7 protein-coding genes are annotated in these 13,871 nt (G+C 72.7%); 1 reads left to right on the top strand and 6 read right to left on the bottom strand.

Going from position 1 to position 13,871, the window contains the following annotated elements; translation table 11 throughout:
• Positions 1–133: 133 nt before the first annotated feature.
• Entirely contained in the window at positions 134–2,368 is a 2,235-nt protein-coding gene (locus P8A20_RS22000; RefSeq protein ID WP_147963693.1) for a bifunctional glycosyltransferase/CDP-glycerol:glycerophosphate glycerophosphotransferase, read from the top strand.
• Positions 2,369–2,446: 78 nt separating this feature from the next.
• On the opposite strand, the gene P8A20_RS21995 is transcribed toward P8A20_RS22000, so the two are convergent.
• The 6 genes from P8A20_RS21995 to P8A20_RS21970 all read right to left on the bottom strand — a co-directional run bounded on the left by P8A20_RS21995 (position 2,447) and on the right by P8A20_RS21970 (position 13,800).
• Positions 2,447–3,595: a glycosyltransferase gene (locus tag P8A20_RS21995; protein ID WP_147963694.1), complete on the bottom strand. Its 1,149-nt coding sequence runs from the start codon at positions 3,593–3,595 to the stop codon at positions 2,447–2,449.
• On the bottom strand, positions 3,592–6,438 hold the full coding sequence (locus P8A20_RS21990) for a bifunctional glycosyltransferase/CDP-glycerol:glycerophosphate glycerophosphotransferase (RefSeq protein WP_147963695.1): 2,847 nt from the start codon (positions 6,436–6,438) through the stop codon (positions 3,592–3,594). Before P8A20_RS21990 ends, P8A20_RS21995 begins: the two co-directional genes overlap by 4 nt.
• Positions 6,435–9,887, bottom strand: a complete 3,453-nt coding sequence (locus P8A20_RS21985) for a bifunctional glycosyltransferase/CDP-glycerol:glycerophosphate glycerophosphotransferase (protein ID WP_306104089.1) — start codon at positions 9,885–9,887, stop codon at positions 6,435–6,437. Before P8A20_RS21985 ends, P8A20_RS21990 begins: the two co-directional genes overlap by 4 nt.
• A 100-nt stretch (positions 9,888–9,987) precedes the next feature.
• Positions 9,988–10,854, bottom strand: coding sequence for a TylF/MycF/NovP-related O-methyltransferase (locus P8A20_RS21980; RefSeq protein ID WP_306104088.1), 867 nt, complete (start codon positions 10,852–10,854; stop codon positions 9,988–9,990).
• 11 nt (positions 10,855–10,865) lie between these two features.
• Positions 10,866–11,600, bottom strand: a complete 735-nt coding sequence (locus P8A20_RS21975; RefSeq protein ID WP_147963696.1) for a methyltransferase domain-containing protein — start codon at positions 11,598–11,600, stop codon at positions 10,866–10,868.
• Positions 11,601–11,691: 91 nt separating this feature from the next.
• A complete protein-coding gene (locus P8A20_RS21970) occupies positions 11,692–13,800 on the bottom strand; it encodes a CDP-glycerol glycerophosphotransferase family protein (protein ID WP_306104087.1) in 2,109 nt (702 codons plus the stop codon).
• Between the last annotated feature and the right edge of the window lie 71 nt (positions 13,801–13,871).

The raw sequence follows: 13,871 nt of genomic DNA, 5'->3' as shown, positions 1-13,871 counted from the left end.
GGGCGGTCCGTTCACTCTCGAACGGGCCGCCCTACCTCGCACTTCCCCCGTATGCCACATCCGGCGTAACCATGTCACTCCTTCGGCCGTTTGCGGGCCACCTGCCCGCCCGCGAGCGACCCCTGGATGTGTTGTGCCCCGGTTCAGTGTCATCGTGCCCGCGTACCGGGTCCAGGCGTATCTGCACGCGTGTCTCGACTCCGTGCTGAACCAGTCCTTCAAGGACTACGAGATCATCGTGGTCGACGACTGTTCACCGGACGCCTGCGGCCCGATCGCCGACGAGTACGCCGTACGCGACCCCCGGGTCAGCGCCGTCCACCTGCCGCGCAACTCCGGTCTCGGCCCCGCCCGCAACGCCGGGGTGGCCAGGGCCACCGGAGACTACCTGCTCTTCCTCGACGCCGACGACACCTTCGCCCCCGAGGCGCTCCAGGCCATCGCCGACCGGCTGGAGGCCACCGGCGGCCCCGACGTCCTGGTCTACGACTACGCGCGGACGTACTGGTCGGGCGAGAGCGTGCGCAACACCTTCGCCGAGCACCTCTCCGAGACCGGCCCGGCCTCCTTCCGGCTCGCCGACCGTCCCGAACTGCTCAAGGTGCTGATGGTCGTCTGGAACAAGGCGTACCGCCGCGAGTTCATCGAGGCCGGGGGGTTCACCTTCCCGCCGGGCTACTACGAGGACACGCCCTGGACCTACCCGGTGCTGATGGCCGCCGGGTCGATCGCCGTGCTCGACACCGTCTGCGTCGGCTACCGCCAGCGGCGCCGCGGCAACATCCTCTCCACGACGACCCGCAGGCACTTCGACGTCTTCGACCAGTACGACCGGGTCTTCGCCTTCATCGACGGGCGCCCCGAACTCGCCGTCTGGCGACCGGTGATGTACCGCAGGATGCTCGACCACTTCTCGACCCTCTTCACCTCCAGGGACCGGCTGCCGCGCGGCACCCGGGTCCAGTTCTTCCGGCGGGCCCGCGCGCACTGCCGCCGCTACCGCACGCCGGGCGCCCCCGTGCCACGCCGGGCGCGGCTTCGGCACGCGCTGTTCAGGCTGGGCGCCCACCGCACGTACCGCGCCCTGTGGACCGCTCAGCGGCTGCGCGGCCGGCTCGGGCGCACCGCCGCGTCGGTGAACCGGGCGGCGCGCGCGGCGGCGCTCCAGCTGCACTACCGCGTCCAGCTGCTGCTGCCCGTACGGAGCGGGGACGCGGTGTTCGCGGCCTACTGGCACCGGGGCTACACCTGCAGCCCCGCGGCGCTGGAGGCCACGGCCAGGGCCCTCGTGCCCGGGCTGCGCACCTCCTGGATCTGCCGCCCGGAGGACGCCCGCACGGTGCCAGACACGACCCGTGTACTGCACCCGGGGACGGCCGCGTACTGGGCGGCCCTGGCACGCTCCAAGTACCTAGTGAACAACGTCAACTTCGACCGCAGACTCGTGAAGAGACGGGGGCAGGTCTTCCTGCAGACCCATCACGGCACGCCGCTGAAGACCATGGGCACCGACCTCGTGCACCGGCCCGCGGCGGCCGGCGGCATGGACTTCGAACAGCTGCTGCGCAACGTCGACAAGTGGGACTTCTCGCTCTCGGCCAACCAGCACTCCACGCTGGTGTGGGAGCGCACCTACCCGTCGGGTTACACCACGCTGGAGTACGGCAGCCCGCGCAACGACGTCTTCCACCGCGCGGACCCCGGCAGGACCGCGCGGCTGCGCGAACGCCTGGGCGTGCCGGAGGGGAGCACCGCCCTGCTGTACGCACCGACGCACCGCGACTACCGCCGCGCCCAGCAGCACGCACTGGACCTCGATCAGCTGATCCGCGTCCTGGGCCCGCACTTCGTGATCCTGGCCCGCTCCCACTACCTGGACACGGCGTCCCGGGCCGCCGCCGGGCACATCCGGCACCCGCGGATCATCGACGTCAGCGCCCACCCGTCCGTCGAGGAGCTGTGTCTCGCCTCCGACGGGCTGATCACGGACTACTCGTCGCTGATGTTCGACTACGTCAACCTGGACCGGCCGGTCGTCCTGCACCTGGAGGACGCACAGGCCTACGAGGCGTCCCGGGGCACGTACTTCGACCCGGCGGCCTTCCCTCCCGGCGCGGTGGCCCGGGACCAGGAGGAGCTGCACGAGATCTTCGCCACCGACCACTGGCGCGGGCCCCGGTCCGCGCAGCGCCGGGCGGCGTTCCGCGCCCGGTTCTGTCCGTACGACGACGGGCACGCGGCGGAGCGGGTGGTGCGGCGGGTCTTCCTGGACGACACGTCGGAGATGCCGCTGCCCGCCCAGCCCGCGGGCCGCGGGCCCACCGGGGTGCCGCGGCAGGTACCGGTACGGGAGTACACCAACGGGTGACGCCCGGGCCCGGGTGCACAGGACACGCGCGGCACGGGCCCGGGGGCACGGGCCCGGCCGAGGGCGGCGTCTGCCCGGTCAGCGCTCCAGGAGGGCGAACAGCTCTTCCCAGCGGCCCATGGTCTCCGCCTCGGAGAACCGCTGGACGTTGGTCCGCGCCCGGTCGCCCATCGCGTCCCGCATCCGGGGGTTGCCGGTGAGCCGGAGCAGCCGGTCGGCGAGGGCCCCGATGTCACCGGCGGGCGCGAGCAGCCCGTCCTCGCCGTCGCGGATGATCTCCCGTACGCCCGGCGCGCAGTCGAACGCCGCACACGGAACGCCGCTGGCCATGGCTTCCAGCAGCGCGAGCGGGAAGCCCTCGCCGCGTGAGGACTGGACGAAGACGGAGGACTCCGCCAGCGCTCCGGGGACGTCGTCCGTGCGCCCCCGCCAGTCGACGGAGGTGTCGAGGCCCAGGGCGGTGCACTGCGTTCTGAGCTGCGTCTCGTCCTCCCCGGTGCCGTACACGTCCAGTCGCCAGTCGGGACGCTGCGGAGCCACGAGTGCCCAGGCGTCCAGGAGCATGTCGATGCCCTTCTGGTCGCTGAGCCGGCCGATGCTCGCCACGGACTTCTCGCGGCGCGGGGACGGCACCTCGGGCAGCCCGGCCAGGGCGTTGGGCATGAAACCGACGTTGTTCATCCCGTCGCCCGCCCACTTGTCGGCGTCCTCCGCCGTCAGGACGAGCCAGTGGTCGAGCGACGGATAGTGGTTCCTGATCCAGCGGTAGCGGTGGCTCGCACGGGAGTAGTCGTAGGACTCGTGGCTCATCCCGATGACCCGGAGCCCTCCGGTGTCCGCCTCTCCGACCCATTCCATCGCCCAGACCTGGCTGACGATCACCACCCCACCGGGCCGGGCCCCCCGGAAGATCTCCGAGAGCTGGTCGACGGCACGCCGTTTACGTACGACGCGGCGGGCCTCGGCCCGCCGGGCGGGGATACGGAAGCGGTCCCGCAGCCCCTTGGGCGCCCAGGGGGTCGCAGGGTGCGCCGGGTGGAGAGCGGTCACGGGGTAACCGGGCGGATCGGGCAGGGCCATCTTCCGCTCGGCGGCGTGGACGCCGACGGTGTGCACCCGGTGGCCCGACTCCTGGAACAACTGGGCGGTCCGGTGCATCCAGCCCGTCACCCCGCCGAGCTCGTCGGTGCTGTTGGACACGATGAAGATGTCACGGCTGCCGCTCATCGGCCGGCCTCCCCGGTAGGGACGGTGCGGGAAGGGGTGACGTGCCGGGCGAACACGGTGTCGACCACCGCGCGGGCCGCGTCCCCCCGGTCGTAGGCGCCGAACTCCTCGGCGAACGCGGCGCGTCGCTCCTGGAACCCGGTGTCGGCGGTCTTCAGCCGCTCCAGCACGGCGAACAGCTCCTCCTCGGTCGCCGTCACGGGTCCCGGCGCCTTCTCCCGCAGGTCGAAGTAGCTGCCCCGCTCCGCGGCGTAGGCGTCGAGATCGGGGGCGAAGAGGACGATCGGGCGGTCCAGGAGGGCGTAGTCGAACATGATCGACGAGTAGTCCGTGACCAGGACGTCGGTGAGCGCGAGGAGTTCGCTGACGTCGTGGTGACGCGAGACGTCCACGACCGTCCCCGGCGGGCACGCCGGGAGACTCGCCGCCTCCAGGTAGTGCGCCCGCACCAGCAGCGTGTACCTGTCGCCGAAGCGTTCCGCGAATCGCGCCGCGTCCAGCAGGAGCCGCTGTCGCTTGCGCCTGCCCGGCCCGCCCCGGAAGGTCGGCGCGTACAGCACGACCTTGCGGTGGTCGGGCAGGCCGAGCTCGGCCGCGAGCGCCGGCCGGGGCAGCCGCCCCTCGGCCTCGTCCCGCGCGCGTGCGGCGAGCAGGACGTCGTTGCGGGGGTACCCGGTGCGCAGCAGCGTCCGCTCGGGCAGCCGGTAGGCACGGGCCAGTGTGCGCTCGTCGTGCTCGGAGCGTACGAGGAAGTGGTCGAAGCGTTGCACGGCCTGCTGGAGCCGTTCGCGCTGAGGGGTGTTCTGCAGGCGCACCCGGGTCTCGTCGAAACCCATGCGCTTGTACGCCGACCCGTGCCAGGTCTGGAGGTAGGTCGTGCCGGAGGGCTTGTCGAGGTTCTGCGGGAACCCCTGGTTGTCGACCCAGTACTCCGCCCTGGCGAGGGCCCACAGATAGCGCCAGGACCAGCGGCGCACGAGCCGGGCGTCCGTGGGGAAGCCCTCCGTGGAATCGGCGTACGCCCAGACGGGGCGCAGCCGGAGCCCTCGGGCGCGTACCTCCTCGTGGACGGCGCGGGGACTGTCGCCGTAGCAGGTGCCCATGTGGCTCTCGAAGACCACCGACCCCTTGCGCGCGGGCAGTCGCAGCAGCCAGGAGCGGTACACCGCGGTCTTGAAGCCCCTCGCGTGCAACCGGTCCCGGCGTCTGCCCAGGGCGCGCAGCGCCAGCCTCAGCCGGCGTGCGGGGCGGAAGTGGGTGGCGTAGTGGACCAGCCGCCGGGCCGTGCGGGCGGGGCGGTGCCGGGCTTCGAGCCTGAGTGCCAGATGGTCCCGGAGAGTGATGTAGGGCTGCCAGGTGTCCCCGGTCGTCCTGCCCAGCCGCGGCCGGGCGGGGGAACGGTCCCCGGGCCCGACGAGGTCGTGCGGCGCGAAGAGGTCGCTCACCGAGCTGGTCCGGCCGTCCTCCACCACCATCCGCGCGTCCCACACCGTGTCGCGCGGGCCGAAGGGGCGAAGCAGGCGCGTCACGTCGAGGCCGGTGGACCAGCTGATCCCGGTCGCGTCGGGCCGCAGCGAGTCGACCGAGGCGCGGAAGGTGCGGGAGCCGTCGCGTACGCGGAACTCGAGACGGGCGGTGAGGGGGCCGTCCGGGTCGGGCCCGGTGTGGGAGGGCAGGACGAGCCGGCCCGCGAGCAGGACCCGGCTGCCGTGCGCCTCGTAGCGGGTGACCCGGTTCATCAGCCGCAGCTCGCCGAACGGCCGGTACTGGTGGCCGAGTCCGGTGACGTCCAGCACGGGGTCGGGGCCGCCGTGCCAGTACACCCGGCCGTCGTCCTTCAGCGAGAGGGGCGCTGCCACGGCACCCCTGCGCCGCAGCGCGTACGCCGCCGTGAGCACCCCGTCCGCGTCGCCCCGCTCCAGCAGCCGGACGCCGACGCGCTCGACGGGCGGCAGGGTCAGCAGGACCGGTTCGGGGACGACGTCGGGCAGCACCCGGGCCGCCGTCGCCGCAATGCGTTCGCGGGCGGCGGCGGGCCGTTCGGGGAAGGTCCGCACGAGCGGCACGAGGTGGTCCAGCAGGAAGGCCCGGTCCCGCTCCTCGCGCAGTCCCGCCAGTCCCTGGGCCACCAGCACATGGCACACACGCCGGTGCGCCTCGACGAGCCCGGCGAGATCCCGGCCGGCGTCGGGCGCGGCCCGCCCCGAGACGATCCGACGGCGTACGAGTGCGATCCGGCCGACCACGGCCGCCACCAGGGGACCGAACAGGACCGCGCTGTGGGTGAGGTCCTCGTCGTAGCGAAGGGCATGGCGTTCCAGTGCCGCGCGGCGTACGCAGAATCCGGTCAGCAGAGCGTCGCGCACGGCCAGTTCGGGGGCTTCGGTGAACCGGGCGACGGTGCGGGAGCGTGCGAACAGCGGTTGCTGCCAGGAGGGTTCGCGTTCCTTCGTCCCGTCCCCGGTGAGACGGCTCCAGCGCCCGGCGACGAGATCGGCACGGGTACGCGTCCCGGCCTCCCAGAGGTTGCGGCAGGCGTGCCGCTGGAGGCGTTCACCGGCATCGAGCACGAGTACGTAGGTGCCGCGCGCCGCGTCCAGACCGGTGTTGCGCAGCGAGGCGGCGCGGTCCGTGCCGGGGTCGAGCACCCGGACCCGGTCCGGGAAGCGTCCGGCCTGTGTCCCGGCCGCCGCGCGCAGCGCGGCAGGGGCCCCGGAGGGCAGCACGACGACGGCCTCGACGGCGCGCATGCTCTGTTCCAGCACGGATTCGAGGGAGGCGGCCAGTGCCTCCTCCCCGCCCTCACCGGCGGTGATCACACAGCTGAAGTCGGGCGTGCTCATGCCTGGGCCCCCTTCAGCATCAGGTCCACGACCCGTGCGGCGGCGGTCCCGTCGTCGAAGTCGCAGAAGGCCTCACGGAAGCGGGCGTACGCCTCACGGTGGCCCGCGGTCGCGGCGTCCGGGTCGCGCAGTGCCTCGACCACCGCCGCCGAGTCGGTGATCAGCGGGCCGGGCGCCCGGTTCTCGAAGTCGAAGCAGAAACCGCGCAGGGTGTCGCGGTAGTGCTCCAGGTCGTAGGTGTGGAACAGCATGGGCAGGCCCGTCTGGGCGAAGTCGAACATCAGGGACGAGTAGTCCGTGACCAGCACATCGCTGATCAGCATCAGCTCGGCGACGTCGGGGTGGCGCGACACGTCACGGACGAAGTCGCTCTCCGGGACACTCCCACCGACCAGGTAGTGGCGGCGCACCAGCAGGACGTGGTCCTCGCCGAGCGCCTTCCGCGCCTGTCGCAGGTCCAGTTGGAGGTCGAGCCCGTAGCGGCCGCCGTGCTTGGGCCGGTCCTCGCGCCAGGTCGGGGCGTACAGGACGACCCGCTTGCCGTCGGGCACGGCGAGCGACCGCCGGACCGCGTCGGCCGTCTTCGCCCGGTCGGGGGCGTACAGCAGGTCGTTGCGCGGGTAGCCGCATTCGAGCACCTCGCCCGTGTGACCGAAAGCGCGGCGCAGGATCGGTGTGGAGAAGCTGTTCGGCGACACGAGCACGCTCCACTGGGCGGCCCGCCGCGGCATGGACTCCATGTACGCGGTGTCCGCGAAGGCGGTTCCGGCCAGGTCGCGGCCGATGCGCTTCAGCGGGGTGCCGTGCCAGGTCTGGACGACGAACTGACCGTCCGCACGTTCGAACCACTCGGGCAGCTGGGTGTTGGTGACGATCCACCGGCTCCGGGCCAGGGCCTCGTGCCACTCGGCGCTGTGCAGGGCCACGGCGCGCACCCCGGCGGGGACGACGGCCTGCTGGTCCCGGACCACCCAGAGGTGTTCGACGCCGGTGCCGCGCCGGGCCAGCTCCTCGTGGACGGCGCGGGGCGAGTCGGAGTACTGCCGCCCGTCGAAGCTGGAGTACAGCACGGCGTCGCGCAGCTCCTCCCCGCGCGCGCCCGCCCAGCGCTCGCGCAGCAGCCGCTGCCCGTACGCGCCCCGCTCCGCCGGTGCCAGGGCACTGCCGGACCGCAGGGAGAGCCGGTCGTGGAAGCGCCGCTCCAGGGTGAAGCGGCGTCCTCCCTCCTCCCGCCACAGCGGCAGCCCGGCGTGCAACTGGTGCACCACGCGCAGCGGGAAATAGCGCTCCGGGTCGGTCTCGCCCACTTGCCGGAGGAAGGGGTACCACCGGCCTTCGGCGAGCGGCAGCACACCTCCGGGGCCGTCGACGGACCCGGGGGACAGCACCACACGGAACCCTGCGCCCGTGCGCTCCACGGCGAAGGTGTGCTCCTCCTGGTGTCCGCTGTGCCGCAGGACCAGCTCGTCGGTGTGGTAACGCACCGCGGGGAAGGTCCCTTCGAGGACCAGACCCGTGCCATCGGCCCAGGACGTGACAGTGATGACGGGCCGCACGTCCCGGTCGGTGAGCACCAGGTCCCCGGAGGGATTCGCGGCGGCATAGACCTCACGGCCGCCGGGCAGCGGGTAGCGCGCGGCGTCGGTCTCCGGGCGGGCGGCGACCGGCAGCCGGCGCGTCCCGCCGGTGAGCTGGACGCCCCAGTCACCGTCGGAGCCCCGGAACGTCATCAGCGGCACCTCGGCGACGACGGTGCGGCCGTCCGAGCCCTCGTCCGCCGCCAGGGGGAACTCGCGGATCTCCTTCGTACGCCACTCCTGGAGACACAGGACCGTCGGCGCCTCCCCGCACATCAGCCGCACCGCGATCCTGATCCCGTCACCGGCGTCCGTCGGCCCGTGGCCGGCGAGCACGGCGTCGACCCGCTCGGCGCGCAGCTCCAGCTTGTTCCCGGAGAGCAGCGGGACGACCCGGGTGCGCTCGTCGACGTACCGCACCGCGGGCGCGGCCGGATTGCCGAGCAGCCGCATCGGTCCACGGCGCGGCCGTCCGGCGCCGACGACGACGGATTCCAGCTTCCACAGGGTGCGGGTGCCCCGCGCGGTCGCCCGGGTGACGAGCCGGCGCGGGTCGAGGACCGTCTCGAAACCGGAGCGTTCGTAACCGTGCAGCGAACGGCCCGATCCGGCCGCCGCTTCGTCGGTCACCGTCCTGTGCAGCCGGAGCGGGACCAGCCGGCGGCCCGACCTCAGCCAGCCCGCCCCCACCGGCCCTCCCGGGGCGTTGCGGACGTACGCGTACCCCTTGAGGTGCAGCAGCCCGTCCCGCCACACCGCCTCGGTGAGGTGCGCGTGCACGGGGAGGTCCTCGGCGGACAGCGCGGTGACCTTGCCCGGCAGGGGTGCGACGACGCCCGGATACCCGGCCCGCGGCCGCAGCCACCCCCGGACGTGAAAGGTGTCGCGGTCCGTGGACTCATGGGCCAGGAGCGCGAGCAGCTCCGCCGTCCTGCGCTCCCGGATCAGCTGCCACTTGACCCGCAGGTGCAGGGGCAGTCCGTCGAGGACGGCGGGGTCGACCGTGTCGGCGAAGGCGTTGGCGTGCGTGAGGAAGGCCTCGTGGAAGTCCTCGTCGCCCTCCGGGAGCGCCTCGATGAACAGCCAGAGGTCTCCCGAGAGCGCGTGCTCGTCGTAACGCCGCTTCGCGTCGCCCATGTCCCGGTCCGCGAGGAAACGGCTCACCGTGGACACCGCCGTGACCCGGTCGCGGATGCCCCGGGCCACCGCGCGCCGGGTGGTGATCGAGCCGTCGCGGTCCCGCCAGTGGTAGACCGGCTCCTCCACGACGTCGACGCTCCGCGCCAGGAAGTGGGCCGGCAGGACCACCGCGATGTCCTCGTACAGGACACCCGTCGGGAAGGCGAAGGCGTGCTGGTCCCAGAAGGACCTGCGGAAGACCTTGTTGCACGCGATGCGGTCGCCCAGCAGGATCCAGTCCCGGGTGACGTGGGTGGCCCGGCGGGCCCTCTCCATCGGCCTGCGGAACATCGGGGACTGTTCGAGCAGTCCGTTCGCCCGGAGCCTCAGGACGTTGCCCGTCGCGAAGTCCGAGCCGGAGGCGTCGAGTTCGCCGACCATCCTGGCGAAGGCGCCCGGCGGCACGATGTCGTCGCTGTCCACGAACGTCAGGAACACGGCGTCCGGATGCGCCTGCCCGGCCCCCGCGTTGCGTGCCGCCCCGAGCCCTTCGTTCTTCTGCCGGATCAGCCGGAAGCGCGGGTCGCGCCGGGAGAACTCCAGTGCCACATCGGCACTTCCGTCCGTCGAGCCGTCGTCGACCATGACGACCTCCAGGTCGGCCATGGTCTGTCCGGCGAGCGACTCCAGGCAGGCTCCGAGGTACTCCTCGACGTTGTAGAGCGGGACGACGACGGTGAGACGGGGTGCCATGACGCTGCGCACGATCCTTCCGGACGGACGAACATACTTCCTCTAGTGGAACGAGCCCCGTGCCGGGGAGGCACGGGGCTCGCGACGGGGCACCGCCCGCTCAGGGTTTGACGGCGATGCGGCCCTCGTCCATGCGCAGCAGCAGGAGTTGCTCGCCGGTCTCCTCCAGGAACTCGTCCACGGCCTGGCGCGAACCCTGCCAGTAGCCGTAGTCGTCGATCAGCAGCACACCGCCGCTCACCAGACGGCCGTACAGGTGCCGCAGCTCGTGCTTGGTCGACGCGTACCAGTCGGTGTCCAGCCGGAGGATGGAGATCTGCTCCGGCGCACGCTCCGGGACGGTGTCCTCGACCTTGCCCTGCACGTAGTGGACGCGGTCCTTCGGGTACGGGACCTGCTCGAACCCGGCCTGCACGTCCTCCAGGGAGGCCACGGCCCAGATCGGCCGGTCCTTGCCCTGCGCGTCCAGCAGTTCCCGGGCCGGCCTGCCGTCCCGCCGCAGGTCCTCCGCGGTGGGCGGGGTCATGCCCTCGTACGTGTCGAAGAGGTAGAGGTCCCGTTCCGTCTCGCCGAGCGACAGGAGCGTCTTCGCGCAGGCCTGCATGGAACCCCCGCGCCAGACACCGCACTCGACGATGTCTCCCGGGATCCTGTGCCTGACGATGTGCCGGGTCGCGAGGACGAAGGCGTTGAGCCGCTCCGGGGAGGTCATCGTGTACGGCTTCACCGCACGGATGATGTCCTTCGCCTCGTCGTCGTAGTCCGCGGGCAGGGCCGGCTTCTTCACCGCGGCCGGCTTCGCCACGACGGGCTTCACCACGGGCGGGGCCTGGGTGGCCGCCGGGGCGGACCGGGGAGCGGGCACGGTCGCACGCCTGAGCTGGTATCCGGTGAGTTGCTGAAGGACGCCGTTGACGGCGTTGCGCCAAGCCATGGGGCCGGACAGTACGCGCGCTTTGCGGCTCATGTCATCTTTCGTCAACCTGTAGTTGATGGGACCGTACGGCTGTCCGGGCGTCCGCACCGCTCCCGTCCGTCCAGCGGACGCGGCAGCGGGATCCGGTCCACTCCCCCGGCCCGGTCGGCCCACCAGACCGCCGTCTCCCGTACGGCGAGGTCGACCAGCGTGTTCTTCAGCCGGGTCACCGGCCGCCGGTCGGGCCGCGGCCTGCGGAAGACACCCACCGAGTCGCCCCAGTAGGCGGCCCCGGAGTCGATGGAGGCGTAGTCGTGCCAGATCCCTCTGGCCGGCGGGAAGTCCGTGTAGGCCTCGCGGAGTTCGAGCCGCGAGTGGGCGGCCATGGCGCGGAAGCCGTCGGGGTAGTAGCGCCAGCAGTCCTGCGCGTCGTGGGCGTGCCCGCGCGAGGGCGCGGTGATGAAGGCGTGGCCGCCCGGCCTGAGCACGCGGGCGATCTCCATCATCGACACCCAGAAGAAGGGGATGTGCTCGAACGCCTGGCCGGACAGCACCACATCGGCGCTCCGTGACTTCACGGGGATCCGGTAGGGGCGGGTCATGACCGCGTCCACGTTGGGGCCGTCGAGGACGTCGACGCCGAAGTAGTCGACGTCATGGCCGGCCAGCAGCCCGCGGTGGGTGCGGGTCTGCTTCCCGGAGATCCGCGAGCCGAGGTCCACGACGCGGTGCCTGCGGTCCTTGGGCAGATACTCCTCGATGCAGAGCTGCATCTGCTCGTAGGCCGACCGGTGCATGAGCTTCTCCCAACGTTGCCTGATGCGCGCGCTGTCGAGCACAACGACGGCGGGGTGCGGAGGGGTCGCCCCGTACGGGTGACGCCCTCGCTCAGTCCGGCTCCACCGGGAAGATCCGCCGCACCACGCGCTCCGCCGCGTGCCCGTCGTCGTACGGGCAGAAGCGGTCGCGGAACGCGGCGCGCAGGGCGTCGGCCTCCGGGGATCTCCAGGCACCGCCGCGCAGTACGCCGACGAGCTCGTCCTCGGTGGTGGCGACCGCCCCGGGGGTGTCGCCGGGGCGGCCGGACAGCAGGTCGACGTACGTACCGCGAGCTGCGCGGTAGGCCTCCCAGTCGGGGACGTAGGCGATGATCGGGCGGTCCAGGCAGGCGTAGTCGAACATCAGGGACGAGTAGTCGGTGATCAGCCCGTCGGCGGCCAGGAAGAGTTCCTCGACAACGGGGTGCGCGGTGACGTCGACGACCCGGCCCCCCGCCTCCGTCCCGGCCGGACGCCCGTAGAAGTAGTGGGCGCGCACCAGCAGCGTGAATCCGGGGCCGAGTTCACGGCTGAGGCGTTCCAGGCCGAGCCGGGGGACGAATCCCCTGCGGTAGTCACGGTGGGTGGGCGCGTACAGCAGGACGGTCGATCCGGGCGCGATGCCGAGTTCCGCCCGGATCTTGCCGGTCAGCTCGGGGGAGGCCGTGCACAGGACGTCGTTGCGCGGGTAGCCGTACGGCAGTTGCTCGTAGGAGGAGGGGTAGACCCGGTCCCAGACCTCGGTGCTGTGCGGGTTGGCGGAGAGGCTGAAGTCCCACTGGTCGGCGTGGTCGACGATCCGCTCGAAGCTGACACCACCGGTGAGGGCGGGGTAGGGGAGCTGGTCCAGGCCCATGGTCTTCAGCGGGGTCCCGTGGTGGGTCTGCAGATAGGTCTGGCCGGCCCGTTTGGTGAAGCCGCCGGGAAAGCTGGAGTTGTTGACGAGGTACGTCGCGGTGGCCATGGCACGCCAGTAGGCGCGGGAGCCCTCGATGACGTACGGCACCCCGGGCGGCATCCGGTCGCGGTGGCGGGAGGAGACGGCCCAGACACCCCGGATGTGCGGGACCAGTTCGCGGGCCTTGGTGTAGACGGCGGCCGGATTGCAGGCGACGCCCCTGTTCCAGTAGGCCCCGTACACGGCGAGGCGGGGGTCCAGCGGACGGCGCAGGTCGGCGCGGTAGAGGATTCTCAGCACGCGGGCGCGCAGCGACCTCCGGCCCGCGCGCGCGAGGGCTCGCGCCCGTGCACGCCCGGCGCGGACCGCTGCCCGGACCCGGTGCGAGAGGTGGCGGCCGGGGAGCTCCGCCGCCCGGAAGAAGGCGGCGCGGTCGCCCGGGGCGATGCGGCCCGGGTCGTCGAGCACGGCCGTCAGGTGCGCGACGCGCGCGGCCCGGATCCGCGGGTCGCCTCCGGTCTCGACGGCGAGCCGCTCGTAGGCGCGGATGACGGCGAAGTGCGCGCGGCCCGGCGTCGTGGCCGGCGTTCCGGTGCGGCGCAGTCCGTGGCGTACGCAGATCCGGTCGAGCTCGGCGAGGGTGCCGGCGTCGGACGCGAGGAGGGCCGCACGGTGTACCGGCACGACGTCGTCGTACGGGCCCTCGGTGAAGCGGAGCCGGTGGGCCTCCCAGAAGGCGCGGCGGAAGAGCTGGTTGCGGGCGGCCGGGAGGGTGGTGTCGCCCGGCCGGACCGTGCCCCACCAGTCGACCCGGTCGTGGCCCAGGCGCAGCACGTCGGGCGGGTCGTGCGGCCGGCGGGCGCCGGAGGGGTCGTGCGGCCGGCGCCCGTCCGGCCGGTCCGCGGGCCGGTCCTCGTCGGGCCGGTCCGCGTCCGGCCGGTCCGCCGAGAGCCGTGCGGAGATCTCCGCCACCGCTCCGGGAAGGAGCAGGTCGTCCCCGTCCAGGAAGAGCAGATAGGTCCCACGCGCCGCCGCCGCACCGGCGTTCCTCGCCACGCCCGTGTCCCAGGGACCGTCCAGGACCAGCACGCGCACCCGGGGGTCGCGCTCGGCGGCCTCCCGTGCGACGGCGAGCTCCAGTGGACCGTCCGGCGTGCAGACGGCGATCAGCTCCGGGTCCGCCCGGCCGTCCCCGGCCGGTGCCTGCCCGGTCACGGACTCCAGGGCCGCCCTCAGGTACCCCTGAACACGGTGGGCGGGCACGACGACACTGAGGAGCATGGCAGCCGAGCGTAACGGGGCCCCCACCGCCCGCCCTAGCGATCTTCACCCGATCGGGTCAGCCGCGTGAC

Source organism: Streptomyces sp. Alt3, assembly GCF_030719215.1.
Lineage (GTDB): Bacteria > Actinomycetota > Actinomycetes > Streptomycetales > Streptomycetaceae > Streptomyces > Streptomyces glycanivorans.
This window is presented reverse-complemented; position numbering and strand designations above follow the sequence as displayed.